The organism is uncultured Campylobacter sp. (assembly GCF_937980635.1).
GTDB lineage: Bacteria > Campylobacterota > Campylobacteria > Campylobacterales > Campylobacteraceae > Campylobacter_B.
This window is the reverse complement of the sequence record NZ_CALJPG010000002.1, coordinates 34,373-56,944: the sequence shown is the minus strand read 5'-3', so window position 1 is coordinate 56,944 and position 22,572 is coordinate 34,373. Positions and strand designations below refer to the sequence as shown.

Genomic DNA, 22,572 nt, shown 5'->3' with positions numbered 1-22,572 from the left:
AGCTGGCATTGATGGTAGTATTCCTATAGCTTTAGGATAAATAAGTTATAAATATTGTTATACATTGTGTAATAGGAGCCACTATGGACACTAGATTGGAAGACAAACAAACTAATGAACGGTGGGGAATTCGATTTACAGGTATCGTACAAGGGGTCGGATTTCGACCCCTTGTTTCTATGTTGGCCCATCAATTAGGTATTAATGGATTTGTATTTAATGATGGTTCCGGTGTATATGTTGAGGCTCAAGCTGATAAAGATACATTACAATTATTTGTGGATATGATTCAAGATGAACAACCGCGATTATGTCGTATAACCCATGTCGGTATTACACCTTTGGAACCTATTGACTTAGAATGTAATGAAAAGGATGCTTTTGTCATTGCACCATCTCCTCTTGGAGGGACCGTTAACACTTTCATTAGTGCTGATACATCCCCTTGTGATAAGTGTTTAACAGAGATGAAAGAGCAGGGGCGCCGTCATGACTATCCATTTATCAATTGTACAAACTGTGGACCTCGATATTCTCTTATCAAATCTATGCCTTATGATAGAGAACGAACTACAATGGCTGATTTTACAATGTGTGAATCTTGTCATACTGAGTATGTAGATGTAATGGGGCGTAGATATCATGCGGAACCAAATGCATGTGCAAATTGTGGTCCCAGTTATCGTTTGTTAGACCGTAACGGTCAGCTGTGTGCTGTGGACAATTGTTTTGATAAAGCGAGAGAATTAATCGCCAGTGGTGCGATTATAGCGCTAAAAGGCATTGGGGGCTATCATTTGGTGTGTGATGCTACAAATGATGAGGCTGTAAAAACTTTGCGTGAACGAAAACAAAGAAAAGATAAACCTCTTGCTGTTATGGCGGGCTCCATTGATATTGTAGAGGACTTTGCTGTTGTTAATGATGGCGACTTAGATGCGCTGGCAAATATGGCAAGACCTATCGTGCTGTTAGAGAAAAGAGATAGATCGACATTATCAATTAGTAAATTTGTAGCGCCAGATAATCATATGATAGGCGTAATGTTACCTTATGCACCTATTCATTATGTATTGGTGCCCTCAGATGCGGTATGGGTAATGACAAGTGGCAATGCTAGTGGCGATTCTGTAATTTATAAAGATGAACATGCACTTTCTAAATTACAAGGGATTGCAGACTATTATTTGATTCATAATCGTCAAATTTTTGCACCTGTAGATGATTCGATTATATCAGTTGTGGAGGACAAACCTCTTTTGATTCGTCGCAGTCGTGGGTTTGTACCTGAGCCTATTCATTGTGAATCGTTGTCTAATAAATCTGTATTAGCAATGGGGAGTGATTTAAAAAATACTTTTGCCATGAATAAGGGGCAAGAGGTTTTAATGGGTCCGCATATTGGTGATTTAGCGAGTCAGTCCACGCATGACACCTATGAGTGGACCATAGAACGGTATGAGCAGCTATTTGATGTAAAACCAGAGGCCATAGTTATGGATAAACATCCTTCTTTTTTCTCATCCAATTATGGTCGAATCTTAAGTGAAAGGCTCAATATTCCAACTATAGAAGTACAACATCATCATAGCCATATTGCATCGGTTATGGCCGAATATGATTTGAAATATCCCGTTTTGGGGATATGTTTTGATGGTACTGGTTATGGCGATGATGATACTATATGGGGTGGCGAGTTTATGTTGTGTTATGGTGCTGAATACATGCGCGTAGCACATATTCACGGGGCACCACTTCCAGGTGGTGAGAAGGCTGCCTTAGAACCGTGGCGCCAAGCTTTGTGGTATATACGAAATTATTATGGTAAGGATATACCAGAGGTTTATAAAGTGTGGACTGGTAATCTGCCTGTGGGATGGGAAATTCTTGATAAAGCACTACAGTCTGATATGCCGATGATGATGACCACTAGTGTTGGCAGGCTATTTGATGCGATTGGCTCTTTATTGGGGTTGGGGAATATTCACACCTTTGATGCACAAATCGCCATCGCTTTAGAGTCTAAATGCGGCGACGAAAAAGGCCAATTATTAGATTTTAATTATGATGGGCAAGTTTTGGATTTGATGCCTACCGTACAACAGATTATGGATGGCTATGTGCATGGTGAAAGTGTAGCCTCCTTGGCTGCAAGCTTTCATAAGACGCTAGCTATTGCAATATGTGAAGTCGGTGCTGATTTATGTGAGCGCTATGGCATTGATGATGTATGTATCAGTGGTGGTGTATTCCAAAATCGTAAATTATTGAATTTGTTACAACATAAATGGCATCATGGCAATTTATATGTTAATAAAAAGGTTCCCTGTAATGATGGGGGGCTATCATTAGGTCAATTATGGATTGCTCATCATACATAATATAAAGTGTTCTAGGTTACAGAAATTCATCTTCTAATTGTGATACAATAACTATATTGAAAATATTCAAATTAATGATGATAAATATAAGTTTAATTTTTATTAACTAGAGGAGGGTATATGTGTTTAGCAGTACCAGCACAGTTAATCTCTATTAATGATGCCATTGGCACTGTAGGATTCGAACCTACGGCCGCCTGATTAAGAGTCAGATGCTCTACCAACTGAGCTAACGAGACAAGAACTGTAATTGTAGTGATAAAAATATAAAAAACTGATTAAATTTTATAAAAATTTCGTTAAATTTTATAAAATTCTATTCGGTCTTTATATATCTAATAACTCATAAAAATTAAATAAAATACTTTAGTAAAGAATCAATAAATCTTTTTAAAATAACCTATGCGCTTCAATTTCACGCTTGCGCGCTCTTGCACAAACTCAACGCAAAGCCAAAGCAAGAAGCCCCATAAGCGGGGCTTGGCTCGATAATTTATTTTGCTTTTTTAGCCTTTTTGCTTCGCGTAGCCTTAGCATGAGTTCTAGGAGAGCGGTTTGAGATGATCGGCTTACCGTCAGGGTATTTTTTCTGCACGTGATTTACAGGTATCGCTGCACTGCTGCTAGCACCGTATTTCTCGCCGTTTGTGAAATACTTCCTCATCACTTCTTTCCATCTTTTTGCGTATTTATTCGCGCGCGGAGAATCGTTTAAGATATCCTCGTAATCGTAAATTCTCTCATAGAAGTCGTTAGTTAGCTGATCGTCGATAGTTATTCTGCCGTTGTCGATCGATACGCCTAGGTAGACGCCTGTTTGCTCGCCCGGGCTTACCATCCATGCAGAAATATCAGGTAGATCGGTTGCGCGACCAGTTCTTCTACCTACGCCGCCTGCTGCAGCACCTACATTGATCTCAAGAGTGTCTGTGCCGGTAAAAATGTCTTGATATGACTTTGTGGTGTGGAATATCATAACGATGTCGCTCGTCTCGTAGCCTGCCTGTAAGCCCACGCCGTAGCCTTTATATTTGATAAAAATCGGTGAACTCCACTCGCCGTTCTCGCCTTTGACGCTAAAAATTCCATCGCCGTACTGCAGCGATGCGCCCGCAGCTAAACGTTTTACGTCGGTTAGTATTGCGACGGCTTTGGCGCTAGTCAGATAGCGCTCATCGGTGCCGAAGTTATTAGCCGCCACGAAAGATCTGACGACGTTAGTCGCCGCTATAACCTCTTGATTTGCCACGACGTCCGCGTGCAAAAAACCGCAAAGTGCAACAGATGCTAGAAGCAAAAACTTTTTCATCATTTAATCCTTTTAAAATTGAATTTTCGTTATTATAACAGCAATTTCATTTGTTTTAGCTAATTTTTAACAAAAAATTGATGAAAAATAACGAATTTTGGAAAATTTATGAAATTTCTAGCTATTTTTGCACTTTTGGCGATCAAAATTTTCGCTTTAGACATAGTAAACGGTGACGTTATTATCTTAAAATTAGATAAAAGCACAACCGAGTTGAGCTTTGGCTCAAAGCAAATTCCTCTCATTACAGCTCCAAATTCTAGCGATAAAATCGCCGTTTTAGCAGCGAATTACCGCGCTAAGGGAGATTTCGCGCTGCGAATAGTAGATCAAAGCGGCAGCCGTGAGCAGATCGTCGCTTTGAAAAAGGGCGAGTATAAAAAAGAGGCTCTAAGTGTCGCTCCTGGTAAAGTTAAACCACCCAAAGAAGCCGCCGCGCGTATCAAAAAAGAGCTCGACGAAGCCAACGCGATCTATGCGATTACCACGCCGCGCTATCTTTTTTCCACGCCGTTTGAGCTGCCTTTAAACTCCAAAATAACCTCTGCATTCGGCAATGCCCGCACCTTTAATGGCGAGCTTAAAAGCTATCACAGCGGCACCGACTATCGCGCTGCGGTAGGCACTGCGGTGCGCGCTGCCAACGACGGCGTCGTAGTCATCGCCAAAGACCGCTACTACGCCGGAGGCTCGGTCGTGATTGATCACGGCGGCGGCATCTATTCGCAGTACTATCATCTAAGCGAGATCAAAGTGGCGCTTGGCGATCACGTTCACAAAGGCGATGAAATCGCACTTTCGGGCGAGAGCGGTAGAGTTAGCGGCCCGCATCTGCACTTCGGCATCGCGATCAACGGCGTGAGCGTCAATCCGCTAAGCTTCGTCGCTAAATTTAACGAAGTGGTTTTTGGCGAGCGCTAAAATGCCCTACAATCCGAAGGAATTAATGAAAAAAATTCTCGCAGGCAGCGATTTTAAGCTAAAAGGCTCGGTCAAAGGCCGCGTGCGCGTCGCGAGTAGGGACGGAGCGATCGTAAATTTTACCGCCGCAGACTTCGGCGTGCAGAGCCTAAATGATAAAATTTCGCTCAGTGGCGAGCAGTTCGAGCGCTTTAGAGCTAGAATTTTTGGGATTTTAAACTCCGGTGGACGCGAGCTTGCAGGCAGGCTCACGCTCTCTTCTACTCCCAAAAAGAAAGCCCGCGCAGATCGTCTCCGCACGGCGGATGGCTATGCGGAGTTTGACGGCGCCTGCGATTTTGGTAGCTTTTGCGAAGGAGATTTAAGCGCAGTTTTGCCCGAGGCTGGCGGCAGCTTAGCAAAGACTTCGTATGCTACAAATGCAAGGCGCGGCGAGCGAGATTTTTCTGCGCGCAGCGCTCAGAGTGCGCAAGGCTTTACTTCGCAGGCAGAATTTCAAGATGTTTCGCAAGCAGAATTTTATGGTGCGGCTCAGGCGGAATTTTGCGTAGATACCGCGTGGGATACGACGCGCGAGAATTTAATTTTGCAAAATGACGCTGCGCAGGATGATATGAGCGTGGGGCTTGCCGCTAGTTTCGAAGAGAGCGAAAATGCGAGGAGTAAAAATTTTATGCCGCAAAGCTCTGCACCTGCGAATTCTGCTAAAGAGCAAGGCTTCATTCCTGCATCGCGAAATTTTATTTCCGCGCAAAGCCCTGCGCTCGTGAAAGATTCCGCATTTGAGTCGCAAAATTCTAATTTTATGGCGCAAACGGAGAATTTTGCAGCTGAAAATTCGTTTGTAGCAGAGCAAGGCGCGAACCTACGAAGTAAAAATTCTACGGCGCAAGGCTCTGCATCAAAAAATTCCACTTTCGCAAATTCTACGCTTGATATAAAGTGCGCAAATGATTGTGGGCCTCAAGGCTCCGAGTTTTCTAAGGGGCAAATCGCGAATTCCGCTAGCTGCCGTGCCGCAAATTTTGCCTTAGAAAATGCCTCGGAATTCGCGTCTCAAGATGAGAATTTCGTCGGTGAGAATTCCACGTTTTCGGCACAAGGGCAAAATTGCGCGCCCGAAAATTCCGATGGGCAAAATTTAGCACAGAAAAGCTCCGCACAAGAGTGGCGCCCTTCGAATTTGCCGCCGCAAGCGGGAAATGAATTTGTGCCCGAATTTGAGCAACCCACGCAGCCTGCGTTAACGGGCGAGAATTCTACATTTGCTTCTTCTATGGCGGAGGAGACGCTTGGTGATGAGCCCGCGTCTGCTGCTTTTGGGAGCGAATCAACTTTTGCGGCTAAGCCCGTAAATTTCTATGGCAAGCCTGCGCGCAAAGCACCTACGAAAGAGCGTGCGCGCCTGCTGGGGCGTCCGCAGGCTCTGCCTATTGCAAGCGCTTCGCGTCCTATCTCGCTACCGCAAGCGCCTAGAGCTGGGCTCATCGAGCTTAAGCCGCGCTTTATAGGCATCGCGCATAGGATTAAAATTTCGTTTTTGAAAAAGAGCGCAAGCGAGCCGGGTGAGGGGGTTTTGGCGCGCGTTCGTATTCCACTTTTGATGGAGAATTTTGGTCTTAATGATATTTTGTCATCCACGGCGAACTACCAAACGGCGAAAAAGATGGTGCGCACGATCGCTGATCTTTACATCGCTAAGGATCTGCGCGGCGTGCATATCGACGTGTCGGTGCGCCTTGAAATGGGCTTTAAAAGCGGTATCTCCGACGTCAGCAACCACGCCTTTATTTTCAAGCTCGTCGAGGACAGCCTCGTCAATAACGGCGTCATTGACGACGATAACGCAGATATCGTGCGCGAGATCAAGCTCTTTAAGCAGGACGTTTTCGACGGGGTTTTAGTAAACATCATGCGGTTTGAGTAGAGGCTTTGCGGCGCCTCGCGTGTAAATTTTAAAAAATTCGCGTTACAGCGTGAAATTCTGCCGTTTCCGAGCTTTAGCTCGCACCGGCGGCAAGCGCTTTTTAAAATTTTTTTGATCAAACCAGTAAAAATTTGAAAGGATTGAGATGCAAAAAGCCTTTTTTAATTCGCCCGTCGGAATGCTTGAAATTTGTGATGATGAGATCGGGATCTGCAGCATCGACTGGGTCAAAAGCTCTGTCTGCGGGCCCAATGATGAGATCTTTAAAAAACACGACGCAGAGCCTAAATTAGGCTTTGTGCGTGCAGCGGACGATAAAGGACGCGATTTAAGGCTTAGCGATTTAAGAAGGAATTTGGCTCTTTGCACCGACGAGCTTGGCGCCTATTTTAGAGGCGAGCTTGAAAGCTTTAGCGTTAAACTGAGCCAAAATGGCACGCAGTTTCAAAAGTCCGTGTGGAGCGCGCTTTTAGAGATCCCCTACGGCGAGGTCGTAACATACGGCGAGCTAGCTGCGGCTATCGGCAGACCGCGCGCAAGCCGAGCAGTAGGCAGCGCAAACGGCAAAAACAAAATCCCCATCATCGTGCCGTGCCACCGCGTCGTAGCTTCGGGCGGGCTCGGAGGATACAGCGGCGCGGGCGGCGTAGCGACCAAAGCGTGGCTGCTAAACTTTGAAAGAGAAAGCCTAGCCAAATTTAGCAAGTAAAATTCCGTTAATTCCGCCTTGCCGCTCAGGCGTTTATTTTAAAATTTTACCGCGCGACGCTGCGAAATTTCATAAAGCGATTTTGTAAATTTATAGTTTTGCGGCGACCAAGATAGTTGAAATTTTGCAAGAAGCAAAGCCTGCTAAGGCTGCTTTCAAGTCCTAACTTTAAATTTATCGCGCCGCAGACGCTTGCTATGAGCGGTTGAAATTTTTCGCAGTGATAAATTTAGCCTCGCGAAATTCCGCGCTGAAGTCCTTCGATAAATTTTCATCTTGCGTGCATTTAGTGCGGCAGCGCGCGAGGCAGCAAAATTTTACCGCTACTTTCGTGCAAATACGGCAAGGATAGCAAGTTTTGAGGCGGAATTTTGCAGAGGTTAAAATTCTGTGTCGCTACGCCGTATGGGCAAAATTCCACGCCGCTGTATCAAAGCAAAGTAAAATTTTAATTGCGCTTGTCAGGCATGGTTAAAATCCGCGCAGAAGCGGTAAGCGTGGCAGAATTTATCTCAGCGGCAACGTGACTAAGCAAAATTCTATAAACCCACGAAGCAGGCGGTATCCCAGCAGAAGCAGCATCGTCTTAGCCAAGATTCTTGCGTAAGCAGCTGGCTCGCCAAAGATAAAATTTCTCGCGGAGGCGGCAAAGTACAGCAGCATGCTGCTAGAGACACCTGGCGAAGATGAAATTCTACGCAAAGAGAGCGAGGGGGAATTCTACGCAAAGATCGCGCTATTTGCTGAAATTCTCGCAGAAGCAGTATTCTTTTAAAAAATTCCTAGTAGCGGTAGCGTTCGTCGGCGAAGCTCGCCTTTGAGGCAGCGACGTTTTGCTAGGGTTTCTTGCGAAAGCGACATTGCCTAGCAAAATAATTGTAAAAGCGGCAAGCGTGCTGTAGATAAAATTCTTGGCAAAAGTGGCGCAGGGCAAAATTTCTACGCAATACGCACGGTAAAGATAAAATTTGCCAAGCAACTACGAGCAAAACCCCGGCAAATTCAGCAAAGCTTGGTAGAACGCAGAATTTTTTATCAAATCTACGCATCTTTACCAAATTCTTAAATTAGCCGAAATTTTCTATCAGATCGCTAAAAATTTTAGCTAAATTTTCGACGTCGCTAATCTCTACTCGTTCATTGATCTGATGGATAGTGTCGTTTCGCACGCCAAACTCCGCCGTCTCCACGCCAAACTCCGCGAAGTATCTCGCATCGCTCGTGCCGCCTGCAGTGTTTAGCTCGGCTACTGCGCCGCAGATCTTCTGCACGCTAGCGCTTAGTTTTTGCACGATTTTGGAGTTTCGCTGAGTTAAAAAAGGCTTTGAGGAGCTTTTTAACGCAAGGTGTAGCGACGCGCCTGCTCGTAGCTGCGCCGTGCAGCTCATTTCTAGCTTGCCGCAAGATTCGCTTTCGCTGCATAGCGCATCTTTTGCGTCCAGTTCAAATAACCCCAGTACGTAGTCTCGCACGTCCTCTAGCCCCAGCCCTACGCCGCCGCGGACGTTAAACATCACGCGCACGTCCTTGGGTGTTACGTTTACTACCTGCGAACCGCCGCGAATGTCGGTGATGACTATCTTGGCTGGAGCGAAATCCTCGCTGCCAGCGTCCAGATCATGCCCCGCGAGGCTTGCTAGCACCGGCGCTAAAATGTGGACAGGATTGATGCATTTATCTGGGTAGGCTGCGTGCCCGCCGATACCCGTGAGTGTGAGGACGCCGTTAATCGAGCCGCGACGGCCGATCTTAATGGTATCACCGAAGCGCACTTCGCATGTAGGCTCCGCAACGACTGCGAAGTCGGGTAGGGCACCTTGCTCGCGCAATTTAGAAAGCATTTCGCGCGTGCCATAGATGCCGTCACCCTCCTCATCGCTGGTTAGCAGCAGGCTTAGCGTGCCCTTAAAATCGCGTGCCGCCGCTAGCGCGCAGATTGCCGCTGCGATACCACTTTTCATATCCTGCGCGCCGCGCCCGTATAAAAAGCCCTCTGCTTCCACCGGCTTAAACGGATCGCTCGCCCAGCCTTCGCCCGGCGGCACGACGTCGATGTGCCCGGCAAAGCACAGGTGCGGACCCTGTCCGAAGCGCTTGGTAAAAATCGCGTTAGTTACGCCGTTTAGCTCGAATCTATCCTCGCTAAAGTCTGCCAGCAGCATTGAGACGTAGTTAAAAGCTCCGTCGTCGCTAGGCGTGAGCGAGCGGAATTTGATGAGCTCTTTTAGAATTTCAGTCGGTTTCATAAGCCATCCTTTGGTTTAAATTTTAGCGAAAATTATAGCGTATAAAAGCTTTAGCGCAAAAAATACCAAAATAAACGCCGAGATATATGCAAATGCCCGCACTACTATGTTTGGAAGCTTGCTACGAGCTAGATAGATCGCAAGCGGAAAAAGCGTGATCCAAGCTAAGATTCCGCTTACAAGCCCCGCAAGAGCAAGCGCAAAATCTGCTCGCGCGGTGCCGGCAGAGACGCTGAGCCAAAACATAATGACGTATGGATTTAGTAAATTTATCAAAAAGCCTTTGCCGTAAAGCGCCGCGCCTGAGCAAGCCTCGACGCTTGCAGGCTGTATCGAGCTAGTCGCGCCATGCCAGATCGCGTACGCCGTGTAGAGTAAAAAGCATGCGCCAAATACCGATATGCAGGTAAAAACGATCGGGATTTTGGCTAACTGCGATATGCCAAACGCCGATAGCGCTAGATACAGCATGTCCGCGCTCATAGCGCCGAGACCCAGGTGCAGCGCCTTAGTGTAGCTTCGCAGCGCGTAGGACATTATCAGTACGTTTACCGGGCCGATCGGCACGCTAACGCCCAGCCCCATCAAAAACCCTTGTATGAACGGTTGCATCCCTCTGCTTATACTCCCCAATCTGCTCTAAAATTTCGGCGTGCGGCGCTGCAAAAGATCTATGGGCGCGGCTTTGCGAATAGATCGATGACGCACAGCTTCGCGAATGGATCAATCCTAAAATTCCGCGCGACCGACGATCGGTTATAAATTTAACGCAATCGCCGCCGTATGCGCCTTAGCTTTAAAATTTTAAAGCGAGCGTCGTAGCGCGCTCGGCTCTAAAATTTTTAACGTGTGTGGTTGCATGCGCCTCGGCTTTGAAATTTTAACGAGCGCTTCGCACGGCACGCTCAGTCGCAAAATTTCAATATGAGCATTATATGCTTGAAATTTATACGAGCATTCGTGCGGCGGACCCGCTCACTAGACTTTAAATTTAGCTTTTAAATTTTAATGCACGGATCGCGGTTTAAATTTGCGGCTCGGATTTGGCGAAGCAAAATCCGTCGTCTTGCCTGCGCCGCTAAGTTTTCGAGTTAAATTCCGCAAGTCGAAATTTAAATTTCATCGCCGGTAGCAGAGCCGTCACTCTAGTCGTGAGCTAAATTTAACAAGGCAAAATTTAGATCGGCGGTAAACGGCGGCTCGTTCAAGTCGATAGGCCTTAGTCGCGTAAATTTTAAGATCGCGGCGGTAAAATTTAGCCCGCCGAAATTTTACTTTGCGTAATTTCAGACATTTGCGTATCCGCGCTCATAAATCGCGGCTGAAATTTTGCTAAGCGAAATCGCGCCTTAAAATTTTATCCGTAAATTTTAAAAATTCAACGAAGGATACAACCCCGCCGTTCCGCCTATCTTAAAATTTTATCCACAAATTTTAAAAATCCGACCGCGGAGCCCGAGATCAACGTTTGTCCGCTTCAATTAGCCGCGTGCCGAATTAACCGTATGTGCGTTTGAAATTTAGCCGCGCGCCCGTAATTTGGCTACGCCCTCATTTTAAATTTTATCGGCCGCCGCAAAACCTTGCCCACAAAACAGGCGCGCCGCAAAGCAGACCCCGCCGCAACGCCAAATTGCGCCGTAAATTTTATCGTTTCGCAGTGGGGTAAATTCCGTGCTGCAAAGTAAGAACCTATGCGCCGCCGGATCAAATTCGCATCGCATAGCAAATTTCGAGCGAATTCTGCGCCGCAGCTTGGTTTGCAGAGATATTACGCGCAAAGCTCACTTCATAAAAATTACGCGCCTGCAAGAGGAAGGCGGCGGGGTGCATTTATGCCAAAGTCCGTCAAAAATCCCCATCACGCCGCAAAAGTACGTTTTAAAACGAAAAATCCCCCGTCGCGCCGTGCGACATGCTCTCATAAACCGCCTTGACATACTTATCGCGCACCGCGCAATCTAGCAGCTTCTCGCACTCCAGGCAGCTGGTGAGGTTGTGTTCCGCCTGGCACGCCTGCAGCGCGGCTAAGCTTTTATCTAAAATTTCGTCGTAAACGTCGCGCGGCGCGCTGCTCTCGGTATCAGCCATCAGTTTTTCTCGCCGTAAATTTCATGCATCTTCGCGATCTCGTACTTCGAGCCGAAAAAGCAAGGGGTGCTTTGGTGGATTTTCTCGATTTTAAGCTGTAAAAGCGAGCAGTTTGCGCCGTCGCTAGTGGCGCCTCCTGCGCGCTCGAATATGAACGCAAAGGGCAGCACTTCGAAGGTTACGCGAAGCTTGCCGCGCGGATGATCGCTAGTAGCGGGGTAGCTGAAAAGTCCGCCACCTTTTAATAAAATTTGATGCAGGTCGCTTACCATCGCGCCGCTATATCGCAGGCGGTAGCCCTCATCAAACAGCGCCCGCACGAGCTTTCGGTGCGGTTCACTCCAGCCCTTTTGCGTCGCACCCGTGGCGTTTAGTTTGCCTTTTTGCTGTAGGCGCAGCTCTTTTACGAAGCTAAATTTGCCCTCGCGATTTAGGCGGTAGAGCTTCGGCGCGTCCTCGCAAACGACCATTTCAAGGCGCGGTCCGTAGATGCAATAGATCGCTGCTTTTAAGTTTGCGGGCGAAATTTCATCCTCGTAGATGCCGAAAATCGAGCCCACGGCGAAATTTACGTCTACCAAGCTCGAGCCGTCGAGCGGATCGTAAGCGACGATTAGGCGCGCGTCCTCTCGCAGCGTTAAAATTTCCTCTTTCTCCTCGCTGATTAGGGCGCGTACGAGCGGATTTTTACGAAATTCCGCTTCGATTATGGCGTCGCTTTTTACGTCGAGTTTGAGCTGCGTATCGCCCGTGCTATTGTGATGATCTGTGTAGCCGAATTCCGCGTATTTCAGCTCCTCGGCGATTTGTAGCGCGATATTTTGGATTGATTTTACGATCTCTTGCATTTTATTCCTTTACATTTTTTTGGCGTTTTTTAAGATCCATTCGCTAATGCCCACAGCGTCGTCGATGTCGAAATTTACGTGGCAAAATTTATCCATCTGCTCGCCGCTTAAATTTGAAGCGATCGCGTCTGAAAATGGCAGATACGCCTCATCGATCCTGTCGCGAAACAAGCTTATGCGCGGCAGCGGCAGCGTCTTTAGCCCCTCTACGAGCAAGATATCAAACTCGCCTAGCATCCGCACGACCTCGTCGATTTGCATACAGCGCTGCGAAAAATAGCTCGTCCGCGTTGGGCTCATCACGACGGTTTCGGCGCCGAGCTCGCTAAATTTTGCGCTGTCCTTGCCCTCTACGTCAAAGCGCGCCTTATCGCCAGGATCGTGCTTTACGATCGCGATCCGCAGCCCGCTAGCGATAAAAATTTTAGCAATCTTGCAGATTAGCGTCGTTTTGCCGCTGTTGGAAGGGCCTGAAAATGCGATAGCAAGTCTTTTCATTTTTAAAATCCGGCTTTTTAAGATGAGCAGATTGTAGCGAATTTAGCCTTTTAAAAAGCAAAATTCGTTAAAATGCGCCTAAAATTTCAAAGGAAGACCGATGAGAAAATTTGATTTTAGCGGCGCGCGAGGTAGCGCGGCAAGGGGCTCGTTAAGCGTTGCGGCAAAGGGCGCTATTTTAGCCGCGTTAGCGCTATTTTTAAACTCCTGCTCCGCAAACGATCCCCGTCACGATCCGCTTAAAAACGAGTTTCTGGCCTATACGCAAAAATTTGAATCGGTGCGCGCGGGCGATCGCTATTTGGCAGTGGCGACCTATCTAAATCCCGTCGCGCCCGAGCTTAGAAACGCCGCAGAGGACGAGGTGTTTTTGCTCACCTCTTATCCTAAAGAGATTCAGATCCTCGCGGTGCAGATCAACGGCGCAAACGCAAACGTAACGCCGTTGCACGACGGCGATCCGCTTTTACAAAAGGAGCTTTTTAAGATCGCGTGGGCGAGCCGCTACAAGATCACTGCGCCTAAGAGTGATAAGGACGAGCTGATGCTTAGCTACCGCACCTCAAATGGTCTGGATGCCACGATGAAATTTCGTAAAATTTCAAAGTCGATGTATTGGCATCCGCAGATCGATCTGAAAGATTAAAAGGAGAGATGGTGGGTTACGACATAAGCTATCACGCGATCGGCAAAGATGAAATTTTGCAGTGGTATTTTAAGCCGCTAAAGCTCGCGCAAAAGGGAGATTTTGAGGCTATCGCTAAAATCGCGCGCGGGGTCAGGATGGATGAATTTTATGTAGAAAAATACGCAGACGGCTTCCGCTCGGCGCTACAGTACGGCACAGGGGGCATTTTTAATAAAACGCACGGATTTCATATAGCCGTGGCACAGGGCTATTTCAGAGAATATTTTTACACGCGCGGTACGGCGTTTAGCTTTTTGGCGGCGCAAAGCTTTAAATTTAAACCCTACATAAGCGATTGGCGCGAGGTTTTGCCGGCGGAATTTCTAGCGGAATTTAGCGGGCAAATTCACAATGAGATCATCGAAAACTACTGCTGCGGCGCGTATCTTGGCGCCGATAATGTGCAGAAACTGCTGCACGATTATAAAGCGGACGGCGAGATAAAAGAGGCGATAGATGAGTTTTATGCGCAGAATTTGCCCGTGTTTTTAAAGGCGCTAAATTTGGCTGCGGAGCTTGGAGTAGGGCTACTTGAGGCTACCGAGGTGGTTGAGCCCAATCCGATCGATCTGAATAGGTCCGAGTCGTTTTCAAATCTTTTTAATTGCGATACTCAGGGCGCGCTGATCTATGCGGAAATCGCCGCGCAGCAGATCGGCGAGGCGATAGAGCGTAGCAATACAGGCGGAGGCGTTAGGATGGTCAGAGAGAATTTTACCTTGCGCAGCGTCGATGTAACGGGCGGCAGCAGTGCAATAGAAGCGGATGGCGACATAATGAAGGCAAGCGGCGAGAATGCCGTCCCGTGCAATGGCGATGCAATGGAGGGCGGCAGCGAGAATTCCGCCGCAGAAGATCATGAAGACGAAACCTCCGCAGGCGGCGAGAAGTCGCTTTTCGGCAAGATCAAGAGGCTTTTTAAATAACAATTTTGATCGCTAAATTTTATTCCGCCGAAGCTTGCGCGGAGTGCGGAGTTAAGATTGTAAAATTAAATCATCTCGCGTTTGCGAGCTCTGCGCCGCGCGGTTAAAATTTAGCTAAAACGGCGCGGCGGCAGGCGTGAATTTAAAATTTAAAACTTGCCGAAATTTTAAAACGGAGGCTTGCATATCTGAAGTTACGAAATTTTAAAGCGTCGCAAACAGGCCGCGAAAGAGGCTAAATTTAAACCCGCTGTAGCCTTTGCGGCGGGTACCTGCGAATAGTTATCTGTTTAAATTCCATAGCCGAAAGCGCCCGATTTTGATTTCACGCCACTTAAAATTCTACGCTCTGGCGCTAATTTAATCGCTCACAAAACGCCGCGATAAAATTTCAATAAATTTTAGATTTCAAAGCTCGTCGCCCCAGAAATAAAGCTCGAAAAAAGCAAGCGCAAAGATAAAAAAGACTATCAGCGCCGCGCCGCCCGCTCGGACGTAGCTCTCGTCCCCTACGCCGAATTGCACGCAATAGACAAACGCCATAAAAGACAAGCAAGCCACTAAATTTGCGGAGCGTTTCTTCTCGTCTTTCAATGACGATACGCACAAAACGGCGGCTACTATGAGAACTGCGGTCGCGATAATTTGCATGGCGTGTGGCCTTTCGTGTAGGGCAGAAATAACCTTTGGCTAGCATCAAGAGATAAAATTTCACTACTGAAGTCAAAATAAATTCGCACGATTTTATAGCGCCTTGCCTACTTTTGCGGTAAAATTTTGCCGTTTTGATCTGCTCGTCTAAGCTCTTGGCGGGCAAATTTTGCGCTTTTGTTGAAGCGACGGCTTTTAAAATTTCTCGCTCGCCGCCTCTTAAAATCATCCTTCAAGCTCGCCGCCAGCTTAGCGAAAGTTATCGCTGCGAGAGGGGATCAGCAGATCTTGCAGCTCCTGTTGCACCGAGACTTTTGCTCGCGGATCGAGGATCTGCGAGTAGATGATGAAGTTTGCAAGCACCTTTTTGCCGTAGTCTCTGCTCTCGGCATACGGCACGAGCTCCATGCTAAGCCAAGGCTCGAATTTGCCCTTATTAAACATATCGCCGCGCTGAAGCATCTTTTTGACGAGCCCGAGCCCGCCGTTGTAAGCGTATGCGATGAAAACCGGGCTGTAAATTTTGCGCTCCAGCCAGTCGATATGGATGTTAGCGAAGCGGTAAGCGACCTCTGGACGGAACATATCGTCTTGATCGAAGCCGTCGATTTTGAGTTGCTTTTTGCCGATCTCGTTAGCCAAAAACGGCATAAACTGCATCATCCCAAGCGCATACGACGTAGATACCGATGCAGGCACGAAGCGGCTCTCTTGGCGGGCGAGCGCCAAAATTAGCGCCTTGCGGCGGTTGTCGCCGTCGCCGATGTGTTCCATAAACGGCGTCGGATAGAAGTTATCCTTGCCGCCGCTTGCTTTATTCATGATGTATGAGTACTCGCCGATGCTTTGCTTGGTGTCGAATTTTTTGGCAAATTCCAAAAGCTGCGGGCGTGACATCTGATCAGCGCTATTTTTTGTGCGAACCCAAGCGAAAGGATCGCTTATATCGTAGCCTTCGATAGAATTTTTAGCGGGGTTTGGGATGATTATGTTTAAATTCCTATCCCCTAAGACCTCCTTGGCATAAAGTGCGTAGAGGCTGTAGTATTCGCTGCTAGCAAGCTGACGCAAGACATTTTGATCTCCGTTTAGCAGGTAGATCCAAAATTTCGCATTGTGCACATCGTGAGGCTTCTCAAAGCTAGCAGCCGCGCGGCTAAAAAATGCAAGCGCAGCCCCTTCATCGCCCTGCATGACGGCATTTACGCCGAGCATAAACGCTACGTCCTTCTCCACGGCTAGTGGATCGACGCCCATAAGCGAGCGGCGCAAGTGCGGGTATTTGCGGTTGATTAGCGCGTCGTTAAGAACCGCTTTGAAGCCTTTTTGCGAAGCTAGTTCGCTTACGAAGGCTGCGTCGACGTCGATGTCGATCAGAGCGTCTTTGCCCGCGCCTTTTAAGTAGTCGTAATATAAAAAGTAGTTTTGCGCATTGCGGCTCTGCATAAAATACTCGCTTGGATTTTTGTCATTAAATCCGCGCAGTAAATTTACGGCGTTTCTACTTGCCACGTCTTGGTACTTTTCAAGCTGTGAAGCGAGCGTCTCGCGCACGGACGGGCTTAGCTTGGCGATAAAATTTGGATAGGAGCGCGCCTTTTTGCAGGTTAAATTTGCATCTAAAATATTTGCCGCCGTTACTCCTGCGCAGCGATCCGGACGCTTAGGCGAGCGAACGACGCCGAAAATTCTATCGAGCTTATCTTTTAGCTTGCCTTTGTAGCGAAAGATGCTCTGTTTTAAGGCTCTAATTTCCGCTTTGTTGTATTTTGTCTCATCTATTAGGCGATATATGTAATAGTCCTTGGCTAGGGATTTGGGCTCGTCTTTGATCTGCTCGTAGCTTAAAATTTTACCGCTACTTGCGGCGCACAGCAAAGTTAAAATAATGCAAAATTTACATATGGCTCTCAAAGAACGCTCCTATTTAGAATATAAATTATCATATTATCAAAAAACATTAAAACGAATAAAATCACTAACGGCGAAAGATCGAAGCCGCCGAAAGTCGTAGGCAGATAGCGACGCACCAGCGCAAACGCAGGCTCGGTAAGCGCAGAGATCACGCGGATGATTTTATAAAATTTACCGAACGGATTTGGACGGATGAAACTCAAAACGCATGCGACGAAAATTAGCATCATATAAGCTTGAATCACGTAGTGAATACTCACTAAAATGCCGTAAAATACGCTATTTAGTAGCATCGAGTATCTCCTTTAAATCGGCGCGGATCAGCGGATACAGCTCGCTAAGCTCCGGTCCGTGAGGCGCGCCGGTTAGTAAAAATCTAAGCGGCATAAATAGGCTCTTGCCCTTTAAGCTTGTAGCCTGCGAAAGCGCCGCTTTGAAATCATTAAATTCCATTGGAGCGCCGTTTGAGCTCAATAAATTTAAGATCGCCTCTCGTAGCGCCTGCGCCTGCGCCGCCCACTCCTGCGGGATATCTTTCGCGCCGTAGATCGCTGCGATCTTTTCTTTAATCTGCGGGATAAGGCTCGCTTCTTGAGTGTAAAATTTTATCAAAGGAGCAAATTTTGGCTCAAGCTCAAAAAGCTCCGCCAGGCGCTGCTCGCTTGCTTTTTTGATATGCTCGCGGTTTATAAAGGCGAGTTTGTCCTCGTCAAATTTCGCCGGGCTTTTTGAAATTTTAGCGATATCGAAAAACTCCACCGCCTCATCCATGCTAAAGACCTCGCGCGGCGTTTTGTTGCCCAGCAGGATCAGATAATTCGCGATCGCTTCGGGCAGGTAGCCGCTTTGAAGCAGCCATTTCACCGAGGAGCTATCCTCGCGCTTGCTCATCTTTTTGCCTTCGGAATTTAATATGATCGGCAGGTGCGCGTATTTGATCTCGCCGTCGTAGCCGAGGCTTTGGCGGATCCAATTTTGCTTCGGGGTGTTTGAGACGTGATCCTCGCCGCGGATTACGAAGCTCACGCCCTGCATCATATCGTCGCAAGCGCAGGCGAAGTTATAAGTTGGCGTCTTGTCCGCGCGCATGACGACGAAGCTGTCGATGTTCTGCGGCTCAAATGAGATACGCCCCTTGATCGCGTCGGTAAATTCCAGCGCGTGATCGGGCTTTTTAAGGCGGATAGTAAAGGGCTTGCCGCAGCCAAGCACCTCTTCGTTGCTTAAATGCTCGCAGTGCCCGTCGTAGCGGTACGCCTCGCCAGCGTCTTTGGCGGCTTGCTTTTTCGCTTCCAGCTCCTCCTCGCTGCAAAAACAGCAAAACGCCTTTTTCTCGGCGAGCAGCTTAGCAGCGAACTGCTGATGAAATTTTAAATTTTTGCTTTGATAATACAGGCTCTGCCATGAGATGCCGAAGCGCTTTAAAATTTCGATGATCTCTTGATCTTTGCCTTCGATATTGCGCGCAGTGTCGGTATCCTCGATGCGCAAAATAAAGCCGCTTTTATCCTGCAGCGAGCAGATGTAGTTAAAAATAGCCGCGCGTAAATTTCCGATATGCATATCGCCGGTGGGCGACGGAGCGAAGCGATACAATTTAGGTCCTTTGGGTTTAAATTTAAGCTGGGATTATACTTTTTACTTCCTAATAAAAAGCAAAAACAAAGCAAAAATAGGCTAATATCGGCGCATTTTATTTAAGGAGACAATATGAGTTTCATTCAGGAATTCAAAGAATTCGCAATGAAAGGCAACGTCATCGATATGGCGGTGGGCGTCGTCATCGGCGGAGCTTTCGGCAAGATCGTAACCTCGCTCGTAAGCGACATTATGATGCCGGTTTTAGGACTTCTTACGGGAGGCATGAATTTTACCGATCTTAAGATCGTGCTAAAAGAAGCGGTGGGGCAGACCCCGGCCGTTACGATAAACTACGGCTCGTTTATCCAGGTAACGGTCGATTTTATCATCATCGCGTTTTGTATATTCTGCGCGATCAAGGCGATCAATAAGCTTAAAAAGCCTGCCCCTGCTCCAGAGCCTGCCGCACCTGCCGAGCCTAGCGAAGAGATTAAACTTCTTACCGAGATAAGAGACCTGCTTAAAAAATAGGTCGCGGCGATGCTTGAGAGAATCCCTTATTTTAAAGCTCTAAGCGCAGCGCAAATCGATCGTTTGGAGCAGATTAGCATCCATAAAAGCTACAAAAAGGGCGAAATTTTATTTTTCGAGGGCGAGCGCTCGCAGTACCTATTAATCTTGCTAAAAGGAATTTTAAAAATCTATAAAACCTCCGCAAAGGGGCGTGAGATCCATATGCGCGAGATCCGCCCCATCTCGCTCGTGGCGGAGATGGTAAATTTCGAAGAGACGAGCTATCCTGCAAGTGGCGTGTTTTCGACAAACGGCGAGGTGCTAAAGATCGATTATGAAAAATTTAAAAACGAGTTTATGAGCGATCCAAAGATTTGTCTGGAGCTTTTAAAATCGATGTCTGAGAAGATCCGCGCGCTAAATGCAGTCTTTGATAATCAAGTCGTACTTAACTGCGATGGCAAGATCGCTAAGTTTATCAGCGAGAATTTCGATATTTTTATGAGCACGAAATACACCAGAATAGCCAAAATTCTAAATGTCACCCCCGAGACATTTTCGCGCACTATCACTAAATTTAAAAAGAGCGGTGCGCTAATTTTAGACGATAAGCAAGAAATCACGGGCTTTGATAAAGATAAGTTGGACGAGTATATCCAAGGCTAGAGTTTGAAAAGCGCCTATATTTTCCCGATCGTCGGCACGGTTTTATTTCTGTTTTTTAATCTTTACGTCTACAGATCGATCAGCGCGCGCTTTACGCCATACAAAAATTTCGTGATCTTTCGCCCCGCCTTGATTTTGCTTTGCGTAGCTTTGGCGATTTTAGATGCGATATTTTTTGTGGGTTTTGGGCTTAATGGAAGCTTTAAAAATGAGCTGCTCTATAAAGCTTGCGTATTTTGCATGGCAGCGTCCTTTTCGCTCTTTTTTATCTGCCTTGCTTACGATGTGCTAAGCGCCGCTGCGCATGTGGTTAAATTTAGCCAAAACAGGCGAAAATTTTTAAAAACCTTTATAGACGCAACCTTTGTAATAATGGCGTTTAGCTATATTTTTAAGGGGCTTTATAATGCACTAAAAATTCCAAAAATCACCGAGCGCGAAATAAAAATCAAAAACTTAGCTCGCGAGCTAAGTTTTGCCGTCATCTCGGACGTGCATCTGGGCGAGTTTTTGAAAAAGGAGTTTTTGCAAGGCGTCGTAGCGCAGATAAACTCGCTAAGCTTCGATGCGCTACTGATCGTAGGCGATATGTTTGATCTGCGCTCGGATGAACTCGGGGATATTTTGCAGCCTCTTGAGGCGATAAAAAAACCTATATTTTTCGTCACGGGCAACCACGAGTATTACCGCGGCGACGCAAGCGGACTTATAAAAGCGATGCAAAAAGCGGGCGTGCGCGTGCTGCAAAACGAAAGCGTGGAATTTGAAGGGCTAAATTTAATGGGCGTGCACGATCTTAGCGGCTTTCGCTTCGGATACATGCAGCCAGATTTAAGTGCTGCGCTAGCGCAGGCGGATCCTAATAAGCCTAAAATTTTACTCGCTCATCAGCCCAAATACGTCGTGGATTTCGTGCGCGACGAGGTCGATCTGTGTATTTGCGGACACACGCACGCGGGGCAAATTTTTCCGTGGACGCTTTTGGTGCTGCTTAGCCAGAAGTATCTTTACGGGCTGTATAACGACGGGCTGAAGCAAATTTACGTAAGCAGCGGCGTGGGGTTTTGGGGCCCGCCGATAAGGGTCTTTGCCGATGCCGAGATCGCACTGCTTAAGCTTAGAAAGGCATAGATGAGAAGTTTTATTTCGAGGATTTTTGGGGTTATCGCCGCGGTGAAATTCCCTAAATTTATACAAAATTTTATCAACCGCAAATATGTGGAATTTTTTAAAATCGATATGAGCGAATTTGATCCGCCGCAAAGCTACGCGAGCCTAAACGCGCTTTTTACTCGCCGTTTGCTGCGTCCGTGCGAGATAGCGACGGACGAGACGGCTTTTATAAGCCCTAGTGACGGCGTTATCTTTGAGAGCGGATGCTGCGCCGATCTGCGGGCTTTTAGCGTAAAAGGCTGCGAATATAGCCTTAGCGAGCTGCTGGGGCGCACTTTTACTGCAAGCGAAAGCGGCGGAGCGGTTAAAAATTCAGATGACGCCGCAGATGCCGCGCAAGCGAAAATCATAGACGGCGAAAGCGGCGCAACTTATTCCGCAAGCGGCGTGCGAGCTGAAATTTATAGCAATGAAAGTAGCACGAGTAGCGAAACGAGCGCAGAGGATGCCCAATGCTGCAAAAATACAAAGGGCGTAAATTTAAGCTACGCAAACATCTATCTAAGCCCGCGCGATTATCATCATTATCACGCGCCGTGCGACCTGAGCGTGACGGAGGCGCTTTACATACCCGCTGATCTTTACAGCGTGGCGAAGAAATTTTTACTTAAAATTCCAAACCTTTACGCTAAAAACGAGCGCGTGATTTTAAAGTGCAAAATGCCTAACGGCGGGATTTTGTGGATGGTTTTCGTGGGTGCTTTAAACGTAGGTAAGATGAAATTTGATTTCGATGCACGAATACAGACGAATGCGTGTGCAAGCAGAGCTGAGGCGCTTTACGAATATGAAAATTTAAACTTCAAAAAAGGCGATCATTTGGGAAATTTCGAGCTGGGCTCAACGATCGTGCTCGTAGCGCAAAGCGAGTTTTTGAAATTTGAAACCCCGACTGATACGTCCGTAAAATTCGGACAAAAAATCGCAGAATTTAATGAAATTTCATAAAATTCCATTTAAAATGCAGGATTTTTTCTTTAACTAAAATTAATTTTATTTAAATTTGGCTATAATCATCTCACTTTAAATCAAAGGATTTAACATGAAAAATTTAAAAGCTTTTACGATGATAGAGCTTGTTTTCGTCATCGTCGTTTTAGGTATTTTGGCGGGCATCGCGGTGCCTAGATTGGCCGCTACGCGCGATGATGCTACGATCGCTAAGATGCGCGGGGATATCGCCGCTATTAGAAGCGGACTTTCGCTAGTTAGAAGCGAGAATATGATGAGGGGCGTGACTACGTGGCCCGCTTTGGAGGGTTCGGACAATGCCACTCTTTTTGATGGCGTTTTGCAGCAACCTATCTATCCTATGAGAGATGGCGGTAGGAACGGCTGGACTTTAAAAAAAGACGGTAGTGATAATGCCACATCCGAATATATCGCTAACGTAGCAGGAAAAAAAACTACTTTTTCTTATTATCCAACAAAAGCTAGTATACCCACTTCCGGTGCAAATAAAGATAGAAATGTCGGTTCGTTCGACTGCAATCATCAAGAGCCTCTTTGTCAATCCTTAGCTCAATAGCT

The 22,572-nt window shown here is 46.9% G+C and carries 21 protein-coding genes; 11 read left to right on the top strand and 10 right to left on the bottom strand.

Annotation, left to right across the window (positions count from 1 at the left end):
- Positions 1-83 precede the first annotated feature (83 nt).
- Positions 84-2,381, top strand: a complete 2,298-nt coding sequence (gene hypF / locus Q0460_RS00470; protein ID WP_299083517.1) for a carbamoyltransferase HypF — start codon at positions 84-86, stop codon at positions 2,379-2,381.
- A gap of 493 nt (positions 2,382-2,874) precedes the next feature.
- Here the strand turns inward: hypF and Q0460_RS00465 are convergent, their stop codons facing one another.
- Positions 2,875-3,690, bottom strand: coding sequence for a lipid-binding SYLF domain-containing protein (locus Q0460_RS00465; protein ID WP_299083514.1), 816 nt, complete (start codon positions 3,688-3,690; stop codon positions 2,875-2,877).
- A 108-nt stretch (positions 3,691-3,798) separates the two neighbouring features.
- Between Q0460_RS00465 and Q0460_RS00460 the strand changes: the two genes are divergently transcribed.
- The 3 genes from Q0460_RS00460 (at position 3,799) to Q0460_RS00450 (ending at position 7,247) form a co-directional block, all read left to right on the top strand.
- On the top strand, positions 3,799-4,611 hold the full coding sequence (locus tag Q0460_RS00460) for a M23 family metallopeptidase (RefSeq protein WP_299083510.1): 813 nt from the start codon (positions 3,799-3,801) through the stop codon (positions 4,609-4,611).
- A gap of 25 nt (positions 4,612-4,636) precedes the next feature.
- A complete protein-coding gene (locus Q0460_RS00455) occupies positions 4,637-6,538 on the top strand; it encodes a hypothetical protein (RefSeq protein ID WP_299083507.1) in 1,902 nt (633 codons plus the stop codon).
- A 145-nt stretch (positions 6,539-6,683) separates the two neighbouring features.
- Positions 6,684-7,247 (top strand): methylated-DNA--[protein]-cysteine S-methyltransferase, encoded by a 564-nt coding sequence (locus tag Q0460_RS00450; protein WP_299083504.1) that lies wholly within the window; start codon positions 6,684-6,686, stop codon positions 7,245-7,247.
- 1,067 nt (positions 7,248-8,314) lie between these two features.
- Here Q0460_RS00450 and dapE read toward each other — a convergent pair.
- The 5 genes from dapE to mobB all read right to left on the bottom strand — a co-directional run bounded on the left by dapE (position 8,315) and on the right by mobB (position 12,930).
- Positions 8,315-9,493, bottom strand: a complete 1,179-nt coding sequence (gene dapE / locus Q0460_RS00445; RefSeq protein ID WP_299083501.1) for a succinyl-diaminopimelate desuccinylase — start codon at positions 9,491-9,493, stop codon at positions 8,315-8,317.
- Positions 9,494-9,508: 15 nt separating this feature from the next.
- A complete protein-coding gene (locus Q0460_RS00440; protein ID WP_299083498.1) occupies positions 9,509-10,105 on the bottom strand; it encodes a LysE family translocator in 597 nt (198 codons plus the stop codon).
- Between the two features lie 1,269 nt (positions 10,106-11,374).
- Positions 11,375-11,584 carry a hypothetical protein gene (locus Q0460_RS00435; protein WP_295151906.1) on the bottom strand — a complete coding sequence of 70 codons (210 nt, stop codon included), beginning with the start codon at positions 11,582-11,584 and terminating at the stop codon, positions 11,375-11,377.
- The gene (locus tag Q0460_RS00430; protein WP_299083494.1) at positions 11,584-12,432 is read right to left on the bottom strand and encodes a class 1 fructose-bisphosphatase; all 849 of its coding nucleotides are present in this window, start codon (positions 12,430-12,432) and stop codon (positions 11,584-11,586) included. The genes Q0460_RS00435 and Q0460_RS00430 overlap by 1 nt, the downstream gene beginning before the upstream one ends.
- 9 nt (positions 12,433-12,441) lie before the next feature.
- Positions 12,442-12,930, bottom strand: coding sequence for a molybdopterin-guanine dinucleotide biosynthesis protein B (mobB, locus tag Q0460_RS00425; RefSeq protein ID WP_299083491.1), 489 nt, complete (start codon positions 12,928-12,930; stop codon positions 12,442-12,444).
- A 100-nt stretch (positions 12,931-13,030) separates the two neighbouring features.
- On the opposite strand from mobB, the gene Q0460_RS00420 reads away from it, so the two are divergent.
- Positions 13,031-13,576, top strand: coding sequence for a hypothetical protein (locus tag Q0460_RS00420; protein WP_299083488.1), 546 nt, complete (start codon positions 13,031-13,033; stop codon positions 13,574-13,576).
- An 11-nt stretch (positions 13,577-13,587) separates the two neighbouring features.
- Complete coding sequence (locus tag Q0460_RS00415; RefSeq protein ID WP_299083485.1) at positions 13,588-14,544, top strand: hypothetical protein; 957 nt, start codon at positions 13,588-13,590, stop codon at positions 14,542-14,544.
- A gap of 408 nt (positions 14,545-14,952) precedes the next feature.
- Here the strand turns inward: Q0460_RS00415 and Q0460_RS00410 are convergent, their stop codons facing one another.
- From Q0460_RS00410 to gltX, 4 genes are all read right to left on the bottom strand, one after another.
- Positions 14,953-15,195 (bottom strand): hypothetical protein, encoded by a 243-nt coding sequence (locus Q0460_RS00410; protein ID WP_299083482.1) that lies wholly within the window; start codon positions 15,193-15,195, stop codon positions 14,953-14,955.
- Between the two features lie 249 nt (positions 15,196-15,444).
- Positions 15,445-17,109, bottom strand: coding sequence for a lytic transglycosylase domain-containing protein (locus tag Q0460_RS00405; protein ID WP_299083479.1), 1,665 nt, complete (start codon positions 17,107-17,109; stop codon positions 15,445-15,447).
- The gene (locus Q0460_RS00400; protein ID WP_295151925.1) at positions 17,106-17,402 is read right to left on the bottom strand and encodes a YggT family protein; all 297 of its coding nucleotides are present in this window, start codon (positions 17,400-17,402) and stop codon (positions 17,106-17,108) included. The genes Q0460_RS00405 and Q0460_RS00400 overlap by 4 nt, the downstream gene beginning before the upstream one ends.
- Positions 17,389-18,705 (bottom strand): glutamate--tRNA ligase, encoded by a 1,317-nt coding sequence (gltX, locus tag Q0460_RS00395; protein ID WP_299083476.1) that lies wholly within the window; start codon positions 18,703-18,705, stop codon positions 17,389-17,391. Before gltX ends, Q0460_RS00400 begins: the two co-directional genes overlap by 14 nt.
- Positions 18,706-18,819: 114 nt before the next feature.
- Here gltX and mscL point away from each other — a divergent pair, with 114 nt between their 5' ends.
- From mscL to Q0460_RS00370, 5 genes are all read left to right on the top strand, one after another.
- Entirely contained in the window at positions 18,820-19,221 is a 402-nt protein-coding gene (mscL, locus tag Q0460_RS00390; protein ID WP_005872182.1) for a large-conductance mechanosensitive channel protein MscL, read from the top strand.
- 9 nt (positions 19,222-19,230) lie between these two features.
- Positions 19,231-19,869 (top strand): Crp/Fnr family transcriptional regulator, encoded by a 639-nt coding sequence (locus tag Q0460_RS00385; RefSeq protein WP_298063325.1) that lies wholly within the window; start codon positions 19,231-19,233, stop codon positions 19,867-19,869.
- 3 nt (positions 19,870-19,872) lie between these two features.
- Positions 19,873-21,000 (top strand): metallophosphoesterase, encoded by a 1,128-nt coding sequence (locus tag Q0460_RS00380; RefSeq protein WP_299083472.1) that lies wholly within the window; start codon positions 19,873-19,875, stop codon positions 20,998-21,000.
- On the top strand, positions 21,001-21,990 hold the full coding sequence (gene asd, locus Q0460_RS00375) for an archaetidylserine decarboxylase (RefSeq protein ID WP_299083469.1): 990 nt from the start codon (positions 21,001-21,003) through the stop codon (positions 21,988-21,990).
- 94 nt (positions 21,991-22,084) lie between these two features.
- Positions 22,085-22,570, top strand: coding sequence for a type II secretion system protein (locus Q0460_RS00370; RefSeq protein ID WP_299083466.1), 486 nt, complete (start codon positions 22,085-22,087; stop codon positions 22,568-22,570).
- Positions 22,571-22,572: the final 2 nt, after the last annotated feature.